The organism is Streptomyces sp. NPDC001604, assembly GCF_042893475.1.
Lineage (GTDB): Bacteria > Actinomycetota > Actinomycetes > Streptomycetales > Streptomycetaceae > Streptomyces.
Genome location: NZ_JBIAUY010000017.1, coordinates 166,779 through 186,156, shown reverse-complemented (window position 1 = coordinate 186,156; position 19,378 = coordinate 166,779). Strand labels below are relative to the sequence as shown.

Here is a 19,378-nt window from a genome sequence, read left to right as displayed (position 1 = left end):
GCCCGCTCGGCGAGAACCAGCACCGAAGGGGGGTCGCGCGGCCGACGCTTGTGCCACCCACGGGCCGGCGCGGGAGCAGCCTGCGCGAGCACGGAGATCCGGTGGCAGCCGCGGTCCCGGTCGGGCCCGCTGCGCCTCAGGAGTTGCTCGATCCGGTCGATGGCGAGGCCCTGTGGGCCCGGGTCCCGCAAAGAGGCGATACCTCTGGGCACCCGGCCAAGGGCGGCATCGTCGAGTTCCGGGCCCGCCGGGGCTTCGGCCGCCTGGTGCTGCCGAAGCATGTCATCTGCGGTGTCAGCGTCTGTCGTGGGCCGCTCGGACCAGGGCGTCGAACAGTCCCTGCTGGGTGGGATCCTCGTGGGCGGTGTCCTCCGGGTGCCACTGGACGGCGGTGAACCATCCGTGGACACCGGGGAGTTCGAGCCCCTCCACGGTGCCGTCGGCCGCGCGCGCGGAGACCGCGAGTCCCACGCCGGCACGGTGGACGCGCTGGTGGTGGTAGCAGGACGCCTCGACCTTCTGCGCGCCGGTGGCCTGCTCCAGCAAGGTGCCGCGCTGGATCGCCACGGGGTGGACGACATGCCGGTGCTCGCGTTCCGGGCCCCCCATGTCCTGCTCCAGGGTGCCGCCGAGGGCGACGTTGACGACCTGGAGTCCTCGGCAGACCGCCAGCAGCGGCAGGCCCGAGTCGATGGCCTGGCGGGCGACCTCGATGTCGAAGTCGTCCTGGAGGTCGTCGACGTCGTAGACGCTCTCGTGCGTGTCTGCTGCGCCGTAGCGGTGCGGGGCGAGGTCTCCGCCGCCGGGGAGCAGGACGCCGTCGAAGCGGGCGAGACGCTCGGCCACGTCTTCGGAGGCGGGGTGGATGCTCGCCGGTTCGCCGCCCGCCCGCCACACCGCCTCGATCAGCGCGCGGGCGTTGACCTCGGCGGCGTAGCGCAGCGCGGAGGTCGTCGCGGCGAAGCGGGCGGGGATCGCGATCAGGGGCCGGGTCACAGCTGGATCCAGGTGGTCTTCAGTTCGGTGTACTTCTCAAGGGCGTGGGCGGACTTGTCGCGGCCGTTGCCGGACAGCTTCATGCCGCCGAAGGGGACGGTCAGGTCGCCCTCCTCGTAGCAGTTGACCCAGACGGTGCCGGCCCTGAGCGCGCGGGAGACCTGGTGGGCGGTGGACAGGTCGGCGGTCCACAGGCCTGCGGCGAGGCCGTACTCGGTGTCGTTGGCGAGTTGAACAGCCTCGTCGAGGTCGTCGAAGGTGAGGACGGACAGGACGGGGCCGAAGATCTCCTGGCGGGCCAGCCGCATGCCGGGGCGCACGTGGTCGAAGACGGTGGGGCGCAGGAAACTCCCGCCGGTCTCGGCCAGGGTGCGGCCGCCGCCGACGCGCAGACGGGCGCCTTCCTCGAGGCCGGTCTCGATGTGGCCGACGACCCGTTCGAGGTGGCTCTCACCGGCCATTGCACCCATCTCGGTCGCCGGGTCGAGCGGGTCCCCGACGACCAGTTCCCGGGCCCGCGCCACGATCGCGTCGGTGACCTGTCCGGCGATGGAGGAGTGCACCAGCAGCCGGGAGGGGGCGGTGCACATCTCGCCCTGGTTGAAGAAGATGCCCCAGGCGGCGGTGGCGGCGGCCTTCTCCAGGTCGGGCGCATCCGGGAAGATGATGTTGGGCGACTTGCCGCCGAGTTCGAGCCAGACCCGCTTGAGGTTGGAGTCCGCCGCGTAGTGCAGGAAGTGACGGCCCACGGCGGTCGAGCCGGTGAAGGCCAGGACGTCGACGTCGGGGTGGAGACCGAGGGCTCGCCCGGCGACGGGGCCCTTGCCGCCCACCACGTTGAGCACACCCGGCGGCAGGCCGGCCTCGGTGGCGAGGCCGCCGAGCAGCAGGGCGGAGAGCGGGGAGTTCTCCGACGGCTTCAGTACGACGGTGCAGCCCGCCGCGAGTGCCGGAGCCACCTTCCAACCTGCCAGCGTCAGGGGGAAGTTCCACGGCACCACCGCGCCCACGACACCGGCCGGTTCCCGGGTGACCAGCGCCAGGGCATCGGGGGCGGTGTGGGGCGACTCGTCGGTGAGTTTGTCGGCCAGCTGCCCGTACCAGCGGAACGTGTTGATGACGGCGCGCAGCTCGATCCCGTACGCGTCCGTGATGGGCTTGCCCATCTCCAGGCTGACGGTCAACGCCAGTTCCTCGCGGTGCTCTTCGAGCAGGTCGGCGATGCGCAGCAGGATCCGGCCGCGGTCCGCCGGTGCGAGGCGGGGCCAGGGGCCGCAGTCGAAGGCCCGGCGGGCTGCGGCCACGGCCGCGTCCACCTCTTTGGTGCCCCCGTCGGCGACCTGGGTCAGCACCTGGCCGTCGCGGGGGGAGACGGCGGCGAAGGTCGCCCCTCCCCCGCCCTCGTCGACACCGTCGATGTGATGCGCGCCGGCCAGGTCCAGTGCCTTGGCCCGGCGCAGCCATTCCTCGTGGGTGATGTCCAGCATGCAGAACCTCCGGATACCTTATTTGATCTCAAACGACATGGGGAGGGCTCGGCCGTCACAAGGGTTCACGGATCGATCCCACGATCCGTGAACACACGGAACAAACCCTCCGTGGGCGGGTGGGGGTCTGACTTGGCCGGACCGGTCCCGGGAGAGCGGGAACCGGACCGGTCACACCGCGGGAAGCAGCCTCCTCAGACCTGGTCCGTCGCCCGGTCACGTGTCACGCGGGCGGTGACGACGCCGAGGACCAGCACCGCCGGGACGGCGAGTTCGAGCCAGGTCGCCGTGGTCGGGTCGCCGCCGATGAGGGTCGTGAAGTTGGCCAGGATCAGCCAGATCGCACCGGCGATGCCGAGCGCGCCGAGGATGGGGGCGATCAGAGTGTGCCAGGTGCGGGTGTCCAGCCGCTCGCGCCGGAAGAACACCACCACCGACACGGAGGTCAGCAAGTACAGGAGCATGATCCCCAGTACGGCCACCCCGCTGAACCAGGAGAAGAGGGTCAGCACCGGGTCCTTGCCCAGCAGCGCGAAGGGCATGACGAGCAGCAGGGAGAGCACGGTCTGCACGCTGCCCGCCACCCACGGGGAGTGACGCCGGTTGATCGCGGTCAGCCCGTGGGGCAGCAGGCCGTCGCGGCCAAGGGAGAAGAGGTAGCGATTGGCGGAGTTGTGGAAAGCCAGGATGCCGGCGAAGAGAGAGGTCGCCAGGAGGATCGGCAGCACGTCGCCCACCCATGCACCGAACTGCGCGGTGATCGGTGCGAAGACCCATGCCGTGGCGTCACCGTTCGCCAGCGCCTTGCCGGCCTCAGCGGTGGCGCGGGAGGCGCCGTGGGCGGAGACCAGCATCCACGAGGTGAAGGCGAAGAACCCGGTGATCACGGCGACGGAGAGGTACGTGGCCCGGGGCACCGTCCTGCGAGGCTCGCGCGCCTCCTCGCCGTAGATGGCAGTGGCCTCGAAGCCGAACATCGACGCGACGGCGAACATCAGGGCCACGCCGGGAGCACCCTGGAGCGCGGCGTGCGGCGAGAAGCTGTCGGCGAAACCCAGCCCCTCAGGGCCGCCGCCCTTGAAAAGGGTGACCAGGGCGAAGACGAGCAGGATGCTGAACTCGGCCAGGACGAACACGGCCAGCACCTTGGCCCCCATCTCGATGCCGGCCGCGCCCAGGACCTGGACGATCGCCATGGTGACCAGGGTCCAGACCCACCACGGGGCGTTCAGACCGGTGTACTGCTCCACCAGGGCGCTGACGATCGATCCGTACAGCCCGTACATGGCCGCCTGGACCGCGCAGTAGGCGAAGAGCGCGACACCGGCGCTGCCGGAGCCGGTCGGACGGCCGAGCCCCTTGCCGATGTACGTGTAGAAGGCGCCGGCGTCCACGACATGGCGTCCCATGGCGACGAAGCCCACGGAGAACAGCAGGATGACGATGCCGGCCCCGGCGTAGGCGGCGGGCGTACCCGCGCCGTTGCCGATGGCGACGGCGATGGGAACGGCCCCGGCGATGCCGGTCAGGGGGGCCTGTGCGGAGAGGACGAAGAAGAGGATGCCGAGGACACCGAGGGAGTTGGGCTTGAGTCGGCCAGCGGTGGGTTCGTCCTGCACGGTCTGGTTTCTCTGGACCGTTTGACTGTCCACGGGGATCACCTGCCAGGGAGCGGAGCGGAGGAGGTTTACTTTGGAGCCAAACGAGTTGCCTCATAGTGGAGGTCGAACTATCCACATGACAAGGGGTTGAGCGATGATTTTCCGCCACCGCCCCGCTTCTTACACAGCCGTAACCGGCTCACTCGTGGACCGTGATGGCCTGCAGCGGGCAGACGTCCGCGGCTTCCTGCACCTCGTCGACGTTCGCCGCGTCCAGCTCAGCCGTGTACAGCTCGGTGGCCTCGTTCCGCAGGGACAGGCGTCCCCGCTCGTCCAGGGCGAAGAGTTCGGGGGCGGCGTAGACGCACTGGCCGTGGTCCTGGCACTTCTTGAGGTCGACTTCGACACGCATGATGACTCCTGGGTGTGGTGCTGCGCTGTGTGCTGAAGGGGGAACGGCCGGCGCCCGGTCAGCGCAGCCGGATCGGCAGGTGGGCAATGCTGCGCAGGAACTCGGTATGGGTGAAGGTGGGCTCACCGGCGAGTTCGATCGCGCTGAAGCGGTTGACCAGCGTGGTGAAGACGACGTCGGCCTGTGCGCGGGCGAGCACCTGTCCCGCGCAGCCGTGCTGGCCGGAGCCGAAGGCCAGGTGCTGGCTCGCGGCGGCCGGACGGTTGTGGTCGAAGCGGTCCGGGTCGGCGAAGGCTTCCGGGTCGCGGTTGGCGGAGCCGATGAGCAGGACGAGGACCTCACCGGCGGGCACGGTCGTGTCGCCGATGACCGTCTCCTGGGTGGTGAGGCGGGAGACCATCTGCTCGGGGGTCTCGATGCGCAGCACCTCGTTGATGAAGCCGGGCCGGATGTCCGGCTGATCCCGGTAGATCCCGATGCACTCGGGGTGTTCGGCCAGGTGCCGGATGCCCTGCACGATGAGGTGCTTGATGTCCAGGTGACCGACCGCGAAGAAGAGCAGGATCGAGAAGACGACCTCGTTCTCGGTCATGTTCCCCGCGTCCTGCTCGGCGAGGAAGTGGTCGATCAGTCCGCTGCCGGGCTGGGCGCGCTTGTGGGCGATGAGGGCGCGGATGTGCTGCTCGTACCACTCGAAGGCTTCGCCGGTGACCCGCCAGTCGTCCTCGTCGGCCCCGGGCCCGAGGCTGACGCCGATGTCGTAGGTGGCCTTCTGGATCTCCAGCATCTTCGTGGGCTCGACACCGAAGATGTGACAGATGGTCTCGAAGGTGGAGCGCAGGGCGAGGTCGTCCACCGCGTCGAGCGTGCCGCCCGCCTCGACCGCCTTGTCGAGCACGGCGTCCACGGACGCCTGCATCACCTTGGACCACACCTCGACCGCCTTGGGCGTGAACCAGCGGTTGGTGATGCGGCGCAGCCGGGTGTGGTCGGGGGCGTCCTGGCCGAGCACCGTGTCGTGCAGCGGATCGGCCACGCCGAAATCGAGCTTGCGGACACTGAGGGTGGGGTTGCGGATCAGCTTCGCGACGTCCTCGTAGCGGGACACCACGTACACGCCGATCGGATGCCGGTAGACGGGCGCCTCCGCACGGAGCCGGGCGTAGTACGGAGCGGGGTTCGCCCGGTAGCCGGGGTCGCGGAACGGAAGCAGCTCGGCTGCGGGAGCCTCGATGGTCATGGGGATCTCCTAGGGATGCATGGCGGCCGCGGACGGTCCCTGCCATGCAGGCGAGAATTATCCATCTGGAAAGCTGCGTCAACGGTTCCGGCGGCCGTAACGAACTCTTTACTCGTACGGAATCAAACGAGATCAGGGCGCCGAACAGCGAAAGGCTCCGGACACGGAACGTCCGGAGCCTTGGAACAAGCGGGTCAGAAAGGTTGTCAGCCGTCCTCGGCGGTACGGTCGCCGGCACCGTCACCGTTGGCGTCGAGGAGCCGCAGCAAGGAGCGCAGTTCTTCCAGTGCGGCATCCGTGACCTCGGGCTCACCGAGGACGAGCTGGTGCAGTACGAGGCCGTCGAGCGCGGCGAAGACCAGCCGGGTCAGTGCCTTGTCCGCGCCGGCGGGCAGCATGCGGGTCAGTTCGCGCTGGGTGGCGTCGAAGTACTCGTCGTACAGTGCGCGGATCTGGGGCAGCAGCTCCGGGCGGCGGCGCGATTCCAGCAGCAGCTCGTACTGGAACGCCTGGATGTCCGGATCCGCCGTGACCATCTCCGACAGCCCCGCCGAGAAGTCCGCGACCTTGCCGGTGCCCGGTTCGAGCGCACTGGTGCTCAGCGAGGTGCGGATGGTGTGGGCGAGGGTCTCCTCGATCAGGGCATCGCGCGAACCGAAGTGGTGCACCACGAGGCCGTGCGTGACCCCGGCCTCCTCCGCGACGGCCCGGTAGGTGAGCCTGCGCAGGCCGCCCCGCGCCACCACACGGACGGCGGCCTTCAGCAGGGCTTCCCGGCCCTCGCCGTAGTGCAGGCGCTTGCGTGAGGGCCGGCTCTTGGGGGCGTCGGTGGACTCGGTCATGGAGGCGACCCTACCTGGGCGGGCGGCCGCACCGGGCGCCTCGGTCGGCAGGCCCGGTGCGGCGCCGTTCACGGGCGTTTGTCAGCGCCTGGGCGGGCGGATCCCCCGGAACTCCCAGTCGCCGCCGAGCGCCGTGGACAGGACCTCCTCGGACTCGGTGGGCTGGGCGCCCACGTCGGTACGGATGGGGGTCGGGCCGGTCACGATGCGGTTCGCCAGCCGGCCGAGCCCCTCCACCTCCACCTCGACCACATCCCCCGGCTGGACGGGCCGGGAGTTGGCGGGGGTGCCGGAGAGCAGCACGTCACCCGGGTAGAGGGTGATGGTGCGGGCGATGTCGGCGACGAGGTAGTGCATGTCCCACTTCATCTCGTCGGTCGAACCGTCCTGCACCACCTCGCCGTTGACGTAGGTGCGCAGGCTCTTGCCGTGGAAGTCCCAGTCGGTGACGAGACCGGGGCCGAGCGGGCAGAGGGTGTCGGAGCCCTTCACGCGGAGCATGGACCCGGCGTCGGTGTCGCGGAAGTCGTGCAGGCCGTAGTCGTTGGCGACGGTGTAGCCGGCGATGTACTCCCCCGCCTCGGCAGGGGAGATGTTCCGGGCGGTCTTCCCGATGACGATGGCGACCTCGCCCTCGTAGTTGAGCCACTTGCAGCCCTCGGGGCGGACGATGGCGCCCTGGTGGGAGTTGAGGGAGGAGGTCGGCTTGTGGAAGTAGGTGGGGGTGTCAGGGAGGTCGATCTGGAACTCGTCGACGCGGCTGCGGTGGTTGAGGTGGACGGCGATCACTTTGGACGGCACGACCGGCGGCAGGTGCTGCGCGTCCTCGGTCTTGACGTGGCGGCCGTCCCCGGCGACGAGTTCGTCGCCTTCGACGGTGACCTGGACGGCGGCGCCGTCGAGGAGGATGCGGCGGTATTCGGGCATGGCGGGCCTTTCTAGATACGGCTGTGAGGGTTGTGCGGGGTGGGCAGGCCGGCGCCGGTCCAGCCGTCGGCCGGGCGGTCGAACCAGAGGTGGACCTGACCGGTGCCGATGGAGTTCTCGTACTCGCCGTACTGGCGGGCCTTGGCGACGCACGCCTGCTCGCCGAGGGCGCCGGCCATCATCAGGTAGTGGAAGAACTTCGCCTCCGGCTTGAACTTCCAGAAGGCGTCCATGGTGTCGAGGACCTTGTCGTGGCGGCCCTCCTTGAACCAGGCGATGCGCTCGTAGTCGGCCTCCCGTGCTTCCGGCGTGAAGATGTGCACGGGGTCGCTCGACTCGTGGTCGCGCAGTTCGCGCAGCGACCAGAAGGTGTGTGACAGCGCACCGGAGGCGATGAGCAGGACCCGGCGGCCCGGGGTGGCGGCGATGCCGTCGGCCAGGGCGCGGCCGAGGCGCAGGTGGTCCTCCATGTCGCCGGTCTGGCAGACCCCGATGGTCACCCAGCGCTTGTCGGGCAGACCCTCGCCGAGGAACTTCCAGAGGTTGATGGTGGCGTAGTAGATCGGCAGGTAGTCGTCCTCGATCGCGGTGATCCAGGTGCCGTGCTTGTCGGCGAACTTCTCGATGTTGCAGGCGAGTTCGGGGTCGCCCGGGAAGTCGTACGGCATCCGGCACATGCCGCGCGGCAGCTCCTCGGAGGTGAAGAGGCCGGCCCTGCGCGCTTGCGCGGTGACGACGAACTCGACCGTCGTGGCCCAGTGGGAGTCCAGGACGACGACGGTGTCGTAGTCGTCGCGCTCGAAGACGTCCTTGCGGAGCTGGTGCAGGCCGGTGACGAGGGTGATCTCCTTGCCCTCGTTGAGCTCCAGCCGGGTCTCCTGCGGAAGCACGATGGTGGGGACGTGGGCGAGCAGGCCCGCCCCGACGATCTCACCCATGGTTCCTCCAACCGTTCGGCGCGGTCACGGTGTTCTTCACGTCGCAGTAGAAGTCGAAGCTCCAGGTGCCGCCCTCGCGGCCGACGCCGGAGTGGCGGGAGCCGCCGAAGGGCGCCTGGAGGTCGCGGACGAAGAAGCAGTTGGTCCAGACCGTGCCTGCGACCAGCTGTGCGGTGACGCGTTCGGCGCGCTCCGGGTCGCCGGTGGCGAGCGTGGCGGCCAGACCGAAGCGGGTGTCGTTGGCGAGGCGGACGGCCTCGTCCTCGTCTGTGAAGGTCTGCAGGGTCAGGACCGGTCCGAAGACCTCCTCCTGCACGATCTCCGAGTCCTGGGCGACGTCGGTGAGGAGGGTCGGCGCGTAGTAATGAGCGTCCTTGCGGTGGCCGCCGATGACCGCGCGGGCCCCGGCCGCGATCGCCCGCTGCACGAACCCGTCGATCTTCTCCAGCTGGCGCGGGTGGATGTTCGGGCCGATGTCGGTGGCCTCGTCACGCGGGTCGCCCTGGGTGAGCTGTCCGGCCTTCTCGACGAAGCGGCGGGTGAACTCCTCTGCGACCGACTCCTCGACCAGGAAGCGCGTCGCGGCCAGGCACACCTGCCCGGCATTGTCGTACTGCTCCACCGCCAGGTCGACCGCGAGGTCCAGGTCGGCGTCGGCGAACACCAACAGGGGTGACTTCCCGCCGAGTTCGAGGCTGAGCGGGGTCAGGTTCGCGGCAGCCGAGGCCGCGATCCGCTTCGCCGTCGGCACGGAGCCGGTGAAGCTGATCCGCCGCACGTCAGGGTGCGAGGTCAGGGCGTCACCGATCTCCGAGCCGTAGCCCTGCACGATGTTCAGCACCCCGGCCGGCAGCCCGGCCTCGGCGGCGATGTCGGCCAGCAGGGAGGCGGTCAGCGGGGTCCACTCGGCGGGCTTGAGGATGACCGTGTTGCCCGCCGCGAGAGCCGGGGCGATCTTCCACGTGGCCAGCATCAGAGGGGCGTTCCACGGGGTGATCAACACGGAGGGGCCCGCCGGGTCCCAGCTGACGTGGTTGGTGTGCCCGCGCGTCTCGAAGTCCTCGTGCTCCAGCTTCAGCAGCCAGTCCGCGAAGAAGCGGAAGTTGTGGGCGACGCGGGGCATGACGCCCCGGCGGTGGGAACGGAGCAGGGCGCCGTTGTCGTGGGTCTCCACGATGGCGAGCTCTTCCAGCCGCTTCTCGACGCCGTCGGCGACGGCGTGCAGGATGCGGGCGCGTTCCGCGCGGGGGGTGGCGGCCCAGGCGGGGAAGGCGGCCTTCGCCGCGGCCACCGCGGCCGCGGCCTCCATGGCGGTGCCCCGGGAGATCTTCCCCAGAACGCTGCCGTCGATCGGCGAGACATCGGTGAACGTTTCGGTGGAGGCGACGCGCTCGCCGCCGATCCAGTGCCGGGTGTCGACGGCGACCCCGGCCACCGTGAGGGTGTGCTCGATCATGTCCGGTCTCCAAGTCCTGTGGTCTGTAAGGGGGTTACTCGGCGCCGGACGTGCCGGACTCCAGAAGTCGGCCGCCATCCCAGACGACGCCGACCTGCCGGTAGTAGGCGGCGATCGGCTCGCGGATCTCCAGGCGTGCCAGTTCCTCGGTGGGCGCCTCGAACAGCTCCAGCTCGGCGTCGCCGCGCCACGGCTGCCCGCCCTCGAAGGAGGCGGCGCCGGACTCGATCAGCTCGTCGAGCGCCAGGCCCTTGCCCTTCTCGATGGAGGGCAGCCAGCGGTGGTGGGCCATGGGGTGGGCGTTGACGAAGCCGTTGGTCTCGGACGGCTCGCGCAGGGTGACCACGGCCTGGGCCAGGCGCCGGTCGGCGGCGGCGAGGGTGGCGCCGAAGCGGGCGCCGGCCTCGATGCGCGGGGCGGGCCCGTAGGGGTGCGGGCGGGTCTGGTGGATGGAGCCAAGCTTTTTCGGGTATCCCTGGTGCAGTCCGCGGGCGATGGCGAAGTCCTTGTCGACCCAGATGTAGACGCAGCGGGTGTAGGTCTGCCCCCGGTACTGGCAGCGCACGACCGCGAACGCCTCCTTGTACTGGGCCAGCACCGGATCCAGCAGCTCCCGGCCCGACTCCGAGCAGGACTGCCAGTCGGCCCAGATCAGCGCCACGGCGCCCGGGTCCTCGTCCGCCAACTCCAGTGGTTCGGGCAGCAGTTCACGCACCCGGGAGGGGTCGGTGCGGTACTCGACGGTCAGCAGGTCGCCGGAGTAGCGCCACGGCGGGGACGGGATCAGGGAGGAGGCACCGCTCGCCGTCTTGGGATGGAAGTAACCACGGACAGGGGACATGACAGGGGTTCCTAACGCTCGTTACGCGGTGAGGGCGGGCTGCTTGAGCAACTGGGTGCGATAGCGGGCGGCGCCCATCGCGGCGGCCTGGCCGCCGAGCGCGACGACGCCGACGAGCCGGCCACCGGTGTGGTATCCGACCAGGACGTCACCGTCGGGGTCGCCGTCCAGGATCCGTACGTCGTCCTTGCCCAGGACGGGCGCGCCGAAGGACTGCAGCCGGAAGTCGTGCTGGTCGCTCCAGAACGTCGGGAGCGGGGCGAAGGGCGCCAACTCGGCGACCGTACCGGTGAGATGGGCGACAAGGGCCTTCGCGGCGTGCTTGGCCGTGTCGGTGGGGATCGACCAGTGCTCGACACGCCGGGGTACGCCGTCGTAGCGGGCGTTGGGGAATCGCGCGACGTCACCGACCGCGACGACCTCCGGCCGTCCCCCGACCCGCAGCTGCTCGCAGGTGAGGACGCCGTCACTGAGGTCGAGGCCGTTGCCTTCCAGCCACTCGGTGTTGGCCACGGAGCCGACCGACTCCACGACCACATCGGCAGGCAGCACAGTGCCGTCGCTCAGCACGACCCCGGTGACCCGGTCCTCGCCTTCGAAACCGGACACTCCGGTGCCGAGCGCGAAGCGCACCCCACGTTCCTCGTGCCGCTTCAGCAGCGCGCGCCCCAGCAGTACGCCGAGCGGGCCGACCATGGGCAGGGGGAACGGATCGACGACGGTCACCTCGCGGACGCCGAGGCCCACGGCAGTGGCGGCGACCTCGCAGCCGATGAACCCGGCGCCGACCACGACCACGCGCATACCGGGGCGGGTCAGCTCGTCGCGCAGGCCCTGGGCGTCGGCCAGGGTGCGAACGGTGTGGCGGCCGGTGAGCGGGCCGGGGCAGCGCAGGCGCCGGGGCCGCATGCCGGTGGCGACGACCAGTCCGTCGTACGAGATCGCCGAGTCGTCGTCGAGTTCGACGACGCGCCGGTCGAGGTCGGCCGCGACGACCCTCGTGCCCAGCCGCCACTCCACGTCGGCGGCGGCTGCCTTCGGCGTGAAGGCGAGCGACTCGAAGGGGGCCTTGCCGGCCAGCACCTCCTTGGACAGCGGGGGCCGGTTGTAGGGCATGTGAGGCTCGTCGCCGATGACGGTGATCGTCCCGGTCCAGCCCGCGGCGCGCAGTTGTTCGGCGGCGCGCAGGCCGCCCATGGAGCCGCCGGCGACGACGACGCGTCCGCTCGTGGGTGCGGTCATGGCGGTCATCCCTCGATCCGGATGGCCTGCAGCGGACACACGTCGGCGGCCTCTTCGACCTCGTCGCGCAGCGCGTCGTCGGGGTCGGACACGTACACCAGGTGTCCGTCGTCGTCCATCGAGAAGACGTCGGGGGCGGCGAAGACGCACTGGCCGTGGTCCTGGCACTTGTTCATGTCGACGACGACCTTCATGGCGGTCCTCCTGAGGGGTGAGGCGTCCGAGCAAGGAAGAGGGGGAAAAGACGGGCCCGGCCCGGGTTGAGCCGGGCCCGTCGGCCAAAGGGGGCGAAATCCAGCGGATGCCGCACCCCTTACTCGTTTGGCTTCAAACAAGATAGGAAGCCGCCCGACTCTGGTCAATACCTGTCCAGATGGATAACTTTTTTGTACCAGCCCCTTGCGGGGTGGCAACCCCCTCCATATCGTTCGGGATCAAATGATTAGTCCAGGGCGTGCTTCTGCGTCGCCCCGGCTTCCCTCCTCCGCACCCCCTCCCCCAGTGCCCCCGGCACCGGGAGTCCCGTCCTTCCGCCAAGGAGACACTGGTGAGCGCATCCGACACCTCAGACATCCGCCGGCACATGGAGCGGCTCGCCGCCGCGGGCGTCGACGTGGTCCGCGTGGTCTACCCCGACCTGATGGGCACCGACCGCGCCCGCGAGGTGCTGCTGGACCATCTGCCGTCGGCCTGCGAGCACGGCCTCGCCTTCTGTCGCGCCGTCTACCACACCACCCCGCAGGGCGACGTGGTCCCGGTCGCGGGCGGTCTGGACGCCGGTCTGCCGGACGTGACCGTACGCCCCGACCTGTCCACCCTGGCCGTCCTGCCCTGGGAGCCGGGCGTCGCCGCCTGTCTCGGCGAGGTCACCGACCCGGCGACCAGTGCCCCGGCGCCCGAGTCCTCCCGCGACCTGCTGCGCACCGTCCTGGCCCGCTGCGCCGAGCAGGGCCTGCGCCCCGTCGTCGGCCCCGAGCTGGAGTACTTCCTGCTGGAGGCCGCCCCCGGCACCCCAACCGGCTGGCGGCGCTCACCGGAGACCACCGGCGCCGTCTACACCGCGGGCCTGCGCGCCGACCCCGACAACCACCTGCTGCGCACTCTGCGCGCGCTGCGCGACCTGGGTCTCGGTGTCGTCACCGGCAACCACGAGTTCGACGGCGGCCAGTACGAGATCAACCTCACCCACTCCGCCGCCCTCGACGCCGCCGACCGCGCCTTCCGCTTCAAGGCCGCCGTCAAGGAACTGGCCCGCAAGGAGGGCAACCTCGCCACCTTCATGGCCAAGCCCTTCGGCGACGCGGGCGGCTCCGGCTTCCACCTCCACCTGTCCTGCAACGACGCCGACGGCCACAACGCCTTCGACGACCCGGCAGGCTCCTACGGCCTGTCCGCCACGGCCCGGCACGCCATCGCGGGCATTCTCGCCCACGCACCCGCGCTCGCGGCCCTGGCCAACCCGACCGTGAACTCCTACAAGCGCTTCGGCCCGGACACCCTCGCCCCCTGGCTGATCGACTGGGGGCTCGACAACCGCAGCGCCATGGTCCGCATCCCGCCGGAGCGCGGCTCCGGGGCCCGGTTGGAGCTGCGCCTCGGCGACGCAAGCGCCAACCCGTACCTGCTGATCGCCGGCACGATCGCCGCCGCGCTGCTCGGCGTCCAGGCCGGCGAGGAACCGCCCGCCCCGCTGGAGGGCTACGGCTACGACACCTCCCGTGCCGCCCTGCTGCCCCAGAGCCTGTCGGGCGCGCTCGACGCGCTGGAGGCGGACACCGCCCTGACCGACCTGCTCGGCAAGGACTTCACCACGTCCTTCCTCACCTACAAGCGGGACGAGCTCGAACGCTTCGGGCGGCACGTCACCGACTGGGAGTTCACCGAGTACGCCTACCACCTGTAAGCCCGCCCCACCTGTAAGGCCGCCCTGAAACCCTCGCCCGAAGGAACCGCCCCATGACCAGCCCCACCGTTCCCGCCGTCCCCACCACCCGGGCCGAGCTGCGCGCAGCCCTCGACGAGCCCCTGCCTCTCGACCGGGTGGACCTCGCCGACCTCGACAACTTCGCCGACGGCATCACCCCGTGGCGCATGTTCCACACCCTGCGCCACCAGGACCCGGTCCACTGGCAGCCCGAAGAGGCCCCCAACTCCGGCTTCTGGTCGGTGACCCGCCACGCCGACATCGCCACCGTCGACCGCGACCCGGAGACCTTCACCTCCACGCGCTTCGTCAACCTCGAAGAACTCGACGACGACCAGATCAAGAAGCGCGCCTCCATCCTGGAGATGGACGGCGTCCGCCACCGCGCCCTGCGCAGCGTCATCCAGCGGCAGTTCGGCGCGAGCGTCATCAACAGCTACAGCGACTTCCTGCGCGGCCTGACCGCCAAGACGCTGGACGCGGCCCTCGCCAAGGGCACCTTCGACTTCGTCGCCGACGTCTCCGCCGACTTCCCCATCAACGTCCTGGCCCGGCTCCTCGACGTCCCGCCGGAGGACAACCAGCAGCTCATCGACTGGGGCAACCGCATCATCGGCAACACCGACCCCGACTACGCGGACGTCCTGCTGCACAGCGCGGAGAGCGAGAAGTACCGCGACCTGCCGTTCCGCTCCCCCGCGTCGATCGAAGTCTTCGAGTACGGCAGGGAGCTGGCGCGACAGCGGCGCGGCGGCGACGGTACGGACCTGGTCTCGAAGCTGGTCAACACCACGCCGCGCGACGGCATCCCGCTCTCGGCCCAGGACTTCGACAACTACTTCCTGCTCCTGGTGGTGGCGGGCAACGAGACCACCCGCCACACGATCTCCCACTCCATGCTGGCCCTCCTCCAGCACCCCGAGCAGCTGGCGAAGCTGAAGGACGACCCGTCGCTGGTCCCCACCGCGGTCGAGGAGTTCCTGCGCTGGGCCTCCCCCGTCTACCACTTCCGCCGCACCGCCACCCGCGACGTCGAACTGGGCGGCAAGCACATCAAGGAAGGCGACAAGGTCGTCATGTGGTACGCCTCCGGCAACCGCGACGAGCAGGTCTTCGGCAACCCCTACGACTTCGACGTCACCCGGCAGAACAACGACCACGTCACCTTCGGCAAGGGCAGCCCCCACCTGTGCCTGGGCAATCTGCTCGCCCGCACCGAGATCCGCATCATGTTCGAGGAGCTCATCCCGCGCATCGCCGACATCAAGCTCGCAGGCGACGTCCCCCGCGTCCGCTCCAACTTCGTCAACGGCATCAAGAAGCTGCCGGTCGAGGTCACCCTCGCCTGACCGCCGGCCGCAGCCGTCCGGACGACTGCGGCCGCCCCTCACATCTGCCCTCGAACACGCCCGCCTTGAGGATCGCCACGATGACCACTCCCCGCATGCAGCTCGTCCTGAGCGAGAACTGGACCATGACCGCAGGCCGCGCGGACCTGCCGACCGTGATCCGCTGGGCCCGCGAGGCCGAGGACGCCGGATTCGACTCCGTCATGATCAGCGAACACATCGTGCTAGGCCCGGATGCCGGCGCGGGCGGCGTGATGGGCAACCCCCGCGACTACGCCCTGCCGGGCAATCAGGACCCCCACACCCCATGGCCCAACTCCCTCATGCTGCTCAGCGCGATCGCCGCCGTCACCGAGCGCCTGCGCCTCGCCGCCTCGGCTGTCATCGCTCCCCTGCGGCACCCCCTGCTCCTGGCCCGTGAGCTCGGCACCCTCGATCTTCTCTCCGAGGGCCGTCTGATGGTGCTCCCCAACGTCAGCTGGAGCCGGGACGAGTATGCGGCACTCGGTGTTCCGTTCTCCCGGCGTGGCAGGCTCCTCGACGAGCACCTGGAGATCTGGGCGAAGCTGTGGGGCCCCTCCCCCGTGTCCCACGAGAGCGAGTACTACTCCTTCCAGGACGTCTACTTCGAGCCCAAGGCCTACCGCCCGGACGGCCCACGACTGTGCTTCGGCGGCGCGGGCATGCACGACGCGATGGTCCGCCGGATCGTCCGGTACGGCCATGCCTTCAACCCGCTGGGAAAGGTGACGCCCGAGCAGATGCAGACGCTGAAGGCCGCGATGGCCGCGGCGGGCCGCGACATCGCTGACCTGGAGATGATCGGCGGCACCCGCGCCGTGTTCCCCGACGACTATTCCTGCGCCGACCTGGCACAGGCTCTCGAGCCCATCCCCGAGCAGATGGCCCAGGGATTCACCACCTTCTGCATCAAGCCCTCGCAGTTCACCGACGACCCGAACGCAGTGGGCGCCTTCTGCCGCGAGGTGATGCGCCGCGTTCAGTCCCTGACCGCCTGACGGCGCCGGCCGATGTCCCGCATCGCGGCCCCAGCAGCCCACTGACGACGAACGGCACCGGGCCGCGGAAGAACCAAGACGGCGCCCGCTACCTCGAGATCTCCTCCATCACCCACACGCCGTACAACCCATGGGGCGAACCCGCCAAGCCTCCAGACTGGTTGGCGGATTTCAAGGGGCACGCAAACGGCCTCGGACCAGGAAGGGGGATGGCGGCGAGGATCTCCGGGGCGCAGCCCGCGAACCCCGGGGAGCCGTGGTGTTCGGCGGTCCAGTAGCGGACGTATCCCAACTCCTCGGCAGCCTGCGCCAGTTCGACCGACTCTCGCAGCGAGTTGGCTGGTGGGAAGCCCGCGCCGACGGGCGACTGGTCCAGCACCGAAAGACGCGGGGCGGGCGCCGCCGTCCCGCTCATCGCGTGCCTCGCGTGATCGCGGGCACGATCCTGTAGTCCCGCTGGAAAACCAGGTTGTGCAGATCACCGGTGGCAATAGCGCGCAGCGTGGGCACCTCGGCCGCCGCCTGCTCGGGCGAAAACACGTTCAGCGGCCAGTCGTGCACGGTCGCGCCCCGCAGATGCGGGTGGTGGAAGCCGCCGCCGTAGTACGCGAGCAGGGTGATCGGTGCGATCCCGGACTCCCGCTGCTCTGGCCACGACAGCGTCCAGCTCGCCCCGAGCCCCCTGTCCTGAGTGCGCCGGGTCCCGCTCGCCGCCACCTCGCCGGTACCGAGAAGCAGAGCGGTGTCGAACTCCTCCAGCACCTGGACGGCGTACGGGTGGAGCAGTTCGACTGCCCGTTCGAAATGCCGTTCCTTGCCCTGGCGCGACACTGTGTCGCCGCCCTCGCCGTGAGTGCCGTCGCGCAGGTCCCCGAAGTGGCGCAGCAGGGCCGCGATGTGCGGCAGCACCGTATCGGGCCGTGTGGTGGTCATGGTGTCTCCTTCCGTCGTTGCAGTTGCTCGCGCAGCGCCGTGCCGAGCCAGCGCCGCAGCCCCGGGTTCCCCGCACCGGGACCGTCGGCGGTGAGGAAGGCCGCGTGCGGGATGCCGGGGAAGGTCTTCAGCCGTACGGCGTTGCCCGCCTCGCGCAGCAGCCGGGCGTACGCCGTGTCGTCATCGCGGACGGGGTCGAGCTCGCCGACCGCGATGACGGCCGAAGCCAGCCCGCCCAGCCGCTGTGCCGCCAGGGGGGTGCTGTACAGCGGGACCCCGCCGCGTACGGCGGTTTCCACCCCGCCGCGGTACGTCTCCCAGGCCAGCCGGAGATCCTCCGCCATGGGGAAGGCGCCCCGCTCGCTGGTGTAGGAGGCGGCGGCGCAGTCGGGGTCCAGTGGTGGGTAGGCCAGCACCTGGGCGGCGAGCGGCTGGTCGCGGTCGCGGCGGGCGAGGGCCGCGCAGGCGGCGATGGTGCCGCCTGCGCTGTCGCCTCCGACCGCCAGCGGCTCGCCGTCCACCGTCTGTTCCCCGGCCCAAGAGAGCGTGGTCAGCACGTCCTCCAGCTGGGCGGGGTGCCGATAGCCGGGGGCCAGCCGGTAGCCGGTGCTGACCACCGTGCACCCCGAGGTCCTCGCGAGGTCCATGACGGGTGCGTGCCAGTGCTCGACCGACCCGGCCTGCCAGCTGCCGCCGTGCGCCCAGACCAGCCAGCCGTACGACCGCAGTCCGGGCCGGTAGATCCGTACCGGTATGCGATGGGTCCCCGCGTTCAGCCAGGCGGGCCGCCACTGCACCTCACCGGACCGCCGGCCGTCCGGACGTACGCCCCTGTCCTCGTCCGGAGCGGCCAGGTCGGCGCGGGGTTCGTACCGTCGTGAGTTACTGCGCACTCGACCGGGCACCACGCAGGAACGCGGCGCTGGTGAGAGCGCCGAGGACAACGAGGGCGGCGTTGACCGCGATGGCCGACCTCAGTCCGCCGAGGATGGCCGAGGCTCCCGGGCCGGTCATCGCGGCGGTGGCGATGGCGCTCATGATCGGCGTGCCCATGGTGATGCCGATCTGCTGGGTCATGGTCGCGAGCCCGGTGGCCAGTCCCTGCTCGTGGTCGGCGAGACCGGAGGTAGCGGTGACCATGAAGCCGACGATGACGAGCATGTTGCCCACCCCGCCGGCGAAGGTGGCGACGAGCAGCAGCCACAGCGAGGAGTGAGTGGTGCCCAGGCCGAGCAGGGCGGCCGTGAACACGGTCTGCAGGATGCCGCCGGTGATCAGCGTCTGCTTGCTGCCGATCTTCCCGATGACCTTCGGGGCTACCGAGCCGCCGATGACCGTTCCGATGCCCAGCACACCGAAGGACAGCCCGGCGGCCAGCGGGGAGAAGCCGAGCACCTCCTGAAGGTAGAGGGTCAGCAGGAAGACCAGGGAGGTCTCGGTGAGGAAGGCGATCAGACCGGCGACGTTGCCCCAGGCCACCGAACGCTTGCCAAGGACACTGAGCGGTACCAGCGGGGCGCTCACCTTGCGCTCGACTGCCCAGAACACGATCAGCAACAGAACACCGGCCGCCAGCGACAGCAGGGCGTTCGCGGACCCCCAGCCGTGCTCACCGGCCCGGGTGAGGCCGAAGACGATGGCCAGCAGACCCAGGGTGACGCTGATGGCGCCGGGCACGTCCAGCTTCGGGCGTTCGTCGGGCCGGGACTCCTTGATGACCGTCGGGGCGACTATCAGGACCGCGAGGGCGACGGGCACATTGATGAAGAACGCCCAGCGCCAGGACAGCAGGTCGGTCAGCAGACCGCCGAGGATCGCTCCGGTGGTGAACCCGGCGGACATCAGAGCCCCGTTGAGGCCGAGCGCCTTCTCACGCAGCGGGCCCTCCGGGAACGAGGTCGTCATGAGCGAGAGGCCGGCCGGGGTCACCGCCGCGGTCGCGAGCCCCTGGAAGACACGGGCCGCGATCAGCACCTCCGGGTTCTGCGCCAGACCACCCACCAGCGAGGCCGCACCCAGCACGACCAGACCGCCGAGGAAGAGCCTGCGGCGTCCGAACAGGTCCGCGACCCGGCCGAACAGCAGGGTGAAGCCTGCCGCACAGAGGGCGAACGCGGTGCCGATCCACTGCAGGTGCGCCATGGGTGGTCATCACATGACCACCCTTATGG

General features: G+C 70.2%; 19 protein-coding genes. 3 read left to right on the top strand and 16 right to left on the bottom strand.

Annotated features, from left to right (window positions below):
- Positions 1-294: 294 nt before the first annotated feature.
- The 12 genes from ACFY1E_RS36015 to ACFY1E_RS35960 all read right to left on the bottom strand — a co-directional run bounded on the left by ACFY1E_RS36015 (position 295) and on the right by ACFY1E_RS35960 (position 12,176).
- The gene (locus ACFY1E_RS36015; protein WP_389083742.1) at positions 295-996 is read right to left on the bottom strand and encodes a gamma-glutamyl-gamma-aminobutyrate hydrolase family protein; all 702 of its coding nucleotides are present in this window, start codon (positions 994-996) and stop codon (positions 295-297) included.
- Positions 993-2,483 carry an aldehyde dehydrogenase gene (locus ACFY1E_RS36010; RefSeq protein ID WP_389083739.1) on the bottom strand — a complete coding sequence of 497 codons (1,491 nt, stop codon included), beginning with the start codon at positions 2,481-2,483 and terminating at the stop codon, positions 993-995. Before ACFY1E_RS36010 ends, ACFY1E_RS36015 begins: the two co-directional genes overlap by 4 nt.
- Positions 2,484-2,677: 194 nt before the next feature.
- The gene (locus ACFY1E_RS36005) at positions 2,678-4,135 is read right to left on the bottom strand and encodes an APC family permease (protein ID WP_389083737.1); all 1,458 of its coding nucleotides are present in this window, start codon (positions 4,133-4,135) and stop codon (positions 2,678-2,680) included.
- A 148-nt stretch (positions 4,136-4,283) separates the two neighbouring features.
- Positions 4,284-4,496, bottom strand: coding sequence for a ferredoxin (locus ACFY1E_RS36000; RefSeq protein WP_389083734.1), 213 nt, complete (start codon positions 4,494-4,496; stop codon positions 4,284-4,286).
- 58 nt (positions 4,497-4,554) lie between these two features.
- Positions 4,555-5,736: a cytochrome P450 gene (locus ACFY1E_RS35995; RefSeq protein WP_389083732.1), complete on the bottom strand. Its 1,182-nt coding sequence runs from the start codon at positions 5,734-5,736 to the stop codon at positions 4,555-4,557.
- 206 nt (positions 5,737-5,942) lie between these two features.
- On the bottom strand, positions 5,943-6,578 hold the full coding sequence (locus ACFY1E_RS35990; RefSeq protein ID WP_389083730.1) for a TetR/AcrR family transcriptional regulator: 636 nt from the start codon (positions 6,576-6,578) through the stop codon (positions 5,943-5,945).
- An 81-nt stretch (positions 6,579-6,659) separates the two neighbouring features.
- Complete coding sequence (locus tag ACFY1E_RS35985; RefSeq protein ID WP_389083726.1) at positions 6,660-7,505, bottom strand: fumarylacetoacetate hydrolase family protein; 846 nt, start codon at positions 7,503-7,505, stop codon at positions 6,660-6,662.
- Between the two features lie 11 nt (positions 7,506-7,516).
- Positions 7,517-8,443 carry a 3,4-dihydroxyphenylacetate 2,3-dioxygenase gene (locus tag ACFY1E_RS35980; protein ID WP_389083724.1) on the bottom strand — a complete coding sequence of 309 codons (927 nt, stop codon included), beginning with the start codon at positions 8,441-8,443 and terminating at the stop codon, positions 7,517-7,519.
- Positions 8,436-9,899, bottom strand: coding sequence for an aldehyde dehydrogenase (locus ACFY1E_RS35975; protein ID WP_389083721.1), 1,464 nt, complete (start codon positions 9,897-9,899; stop codon positions 8,436-8,438). The genes ACFY1E_RS35980 and ACFY1E_RS35975 overlap by 8 nt, the downstream gene beginning before the upstream one ends.
- Before the next feature lie 34 nt (positions 9,900-9,933).
- Entirely contained in the window at positions 9,934-10,740 is an 807-nt protein-coding gene (locus tag ACFY1E_RS35970) for an acetoacetate decarboxylase family protein (protein ID WP_389083719.1), read from the bottom strand.
- Between the two features lie 21 nt (positions 10,741-10,761).
- Positions 10,762-11,982 carry an NAD(P)/FAD-dependent oxidoreductase gene (locus ACFY1E_RS35965; RefSeq protein ID WP_389083716.1) on the bottom strand — a complete coding sequence of 407 codons (1,221 nt, stop codon included), beginning with the start codon at positions 11,980-11,982 and terminating at the stop codon, positions 10,762-10,764.
- A 5-nt stretch (positions 11,983-11,987) separates the two neighbouring features.
- Positions 11,988-12,176 carry a ferredoxin gene (locus ACFY1E_RS35960; RefSeq protein ID WP_067252810.1) on the bottom strand — a complete coding sequence of 63 codons (189 nt, stop codon included), beginning with the start codon at positions 12,174-12,176 and terminating at the stop codon, positions 11,988-11,990.
- Between the two features lie 353 nt (positions 12,177-12,529).
- Here ACFY1E_RS35960 and ACFY1E_RS35955 point away from each other — a divergent pair, with 353 nt between their 5' ends.
- From ACFY1E_RS35955 to ACFY1E_RS35945, 3 genes are all read left to right on the top strand, one after another.
- The gene (locus ACFY1E_RS35955) at positions 12,530-13,885 is read left to right on the top strand and encodes a glutamine synthetase family protein (RefSeq protein ID WP_389083713.1); all 1,356 of its coding nucleotides are present in this window, start codon (positions 12,530-12,532) and stop codon (positions 13,883-13,885) included.
- A gap of 53 nt (positions 13,886-13,938) precedes the next feature.
- Positions 13,939-15,255: a cytochrome P450 gene (locus ACFY1E_RS35950; RefSeq protein WP_389083710.1), complete on the top strand. Its 1,317-nt coding sequence runs from the start codon at positions 13,939-13,941 to the stop codon at positions 15,253-15,255.
- A gap of 80 nt (positions 15,256-15,335) precedes the next feature.
- Positions 15,336-16,274 carry a TIGR03619 family F420-dependent LLM class oxidoreductase gene (locus tag ACFY1E_RS35945; protein WP_389083708.1) on the top strand — a complete coding sequence of 313 codons (939 nt, stop codon included), beginning with the start codon at positions 15,336-15,338 and terminating at the stop codon, positions 16,272-16,274.
- A gap of 88 nt (positions 16,275-16,362) precedes the next feature.
- On the opposite strand, the gene ACFY1E_RS35940 is transcribed toward ACFY1E_RS35945, so the two are convergent.
- From ACFY1E_RS35940 to ACFY1E_RS35925, 4 genes are read right to left on the bottom strand one after another with little or no spacing between them, the layout of a single operon-like run.
- Entirely contained in the window at positions 16,363-16,689 is a 327-nt protein-coding gene (locus ACFY1E_RS35940) for an LLM class flavin-dependent oxidoreductase (RefSeq protein ID WP_389083705.1), read from the bottom strand.
- On the bottom strand, positions 16,686-17,207 hold the full coding sequence (locus ACFY1E_RS35935) for a hypothetical protein (protein WP_389083703.1): 522 nt from the start codon (positions 17,205-17,207) through the stop codon (positions 16,686-16,688). The genes ACFY1E_RS35940 and ACFY1E_RS35935 overlap by 4 nt, the downstream gene beginning before the upstream one ends.
- Complete coding sequence (locus tag ACFY1E_RS35930) at positions 17,204-18,100, bottom strand: alpha/beta hydrolase (protein WP_389083700.1); 897 nt, start codon at positions 18,098-18,100, stop codon at positions 17,204-17,206. Before ACFY1E_RS35930 ends, ACFY1E_RS35935 begins: the two co-directional genes overlap by 4 nt.
- On the bottom strand, positions 18,090-19,349 hold the full coding sequence (locus ACFY1E_RS35925; RefSeq protein ID WP_389083698.1) for an MFS transporter: 1,260 nt from the start codon (positions 19,347-19,349) through the stop codon (positions 18,090-18,092). The genes ACFY1E_RS35930 and ACFY1E_RS35925 overlap by 11 nt, the downstream gene beginning before the upstream one ends.
- Positions 19,350-19,378 lie beyond the last annotated feature (29 nt).

Coding starts and splice junctions, on each gene's coding strand:
- ACFY1E_RS35970 (WP_389083719.1), bottom strand. CDS start 10,740: ATGTCCCCTGTCCGTGGTTACTTCCATCCCAAGACGGCGAGCGGTGCC.
- ACFY1E_RS35935 (WP_389083703.1), bottom strand. CDS start 17,207: ATGACCACCACACGGCCCGATACGGTGCTGCCGCACATCGCGGCCCTG.
- ACFY1E_RS35960 (WP_067252810.1), bottom strand. CDS start 12,176: ATGAAGGTCGTCGTCGACATGAACAAGTGCCAGGACCACGGCCAGTGC.
- ACFY1E_RS35925 (WP_389083698.1), bottom strand. CDS start 19,349: ATGGCGCACCTGCAGTGGATCGGCACCGCGTTCGCCCTCTGTGCGGCA.
- ACFY1E_RS35980 (WP_389083724.1), bottom strand. CDS start 8,443: ATGGGTGAGATCGTCGGGGCGGGCCTGCTCGCCCACGTCCCCACCATC.
- ACFY1E_RS35995 (WP_389083732.1), bottom strand. CDS start 5,736: ATGACCATCGAGGCTCCCGCAGCCGAGCTGCTTCCGTTCCGCGACCCC.
- ACFY1E_RS36010 (WP_389083739.1), bottom strand. CDS start 2,483: ATGCTGGACATCACCCACGAGGAATGGCTGCGCCGGGCCAAGGCACTG.
- ACFY1E_RS35965 (WP_389083716.1), bottom strand. CDS start 11,982: ATGACCGCACCCACGAGCGGACGCGTCGTCGTCGCCGGCGGCTCCATG.
- ACFY1E_RS36000 (WP_389083734.1), bottom strand. CDS start 4,496: ATGCGTGTCGAAGTCGACCTCAAGAAGTGCCAGGACCACGGCCAGTGC.
- ACFY1E_RS35940 (WP_389083705.1), bottom strand. CDS start 16,689: ATGAGCGGGACGGCGGCGCCCGCCCCGCGTCTTTCGGTGCTGGACCAG.
- ACFY1E_RS35950 (WP_389083710.1), top strand. CDS start 13,939: ATGACCAGCCCCACCGTTCCCGCCGTCCCCACCACCCGGGCCGAGCTG.
- ACFY1E_RS35990 (WP_389083730.1), bottom strand. CDS start 6,578: ATGACCGAGTCCACCGACGCCCCCAAGAGCCGGCCCTCACGCAAGCGC.
- ACFY1E_RS35975 (WP_389083721.1), bottom strand. CDS start 9,899: ATGATCGAGCACACCCTCACGGTGGCCGGGGTCGCCGTCGACACCCGG.
- ACFY1E_RS35985 (WP_389083726.1), bottom strand. CDS start 7,505: ATGCCCGAATACCGCCGCATCCTCCTCGACGGCGCCGCCGTCCAGGTC.
- ACFY1E_RS35945 (WP_389083708.1), top strand. CDS start 15,336: ATGACCACTCCCCGCATGCAGCTCGTCCTGAGCGAGAACTGGACCATG.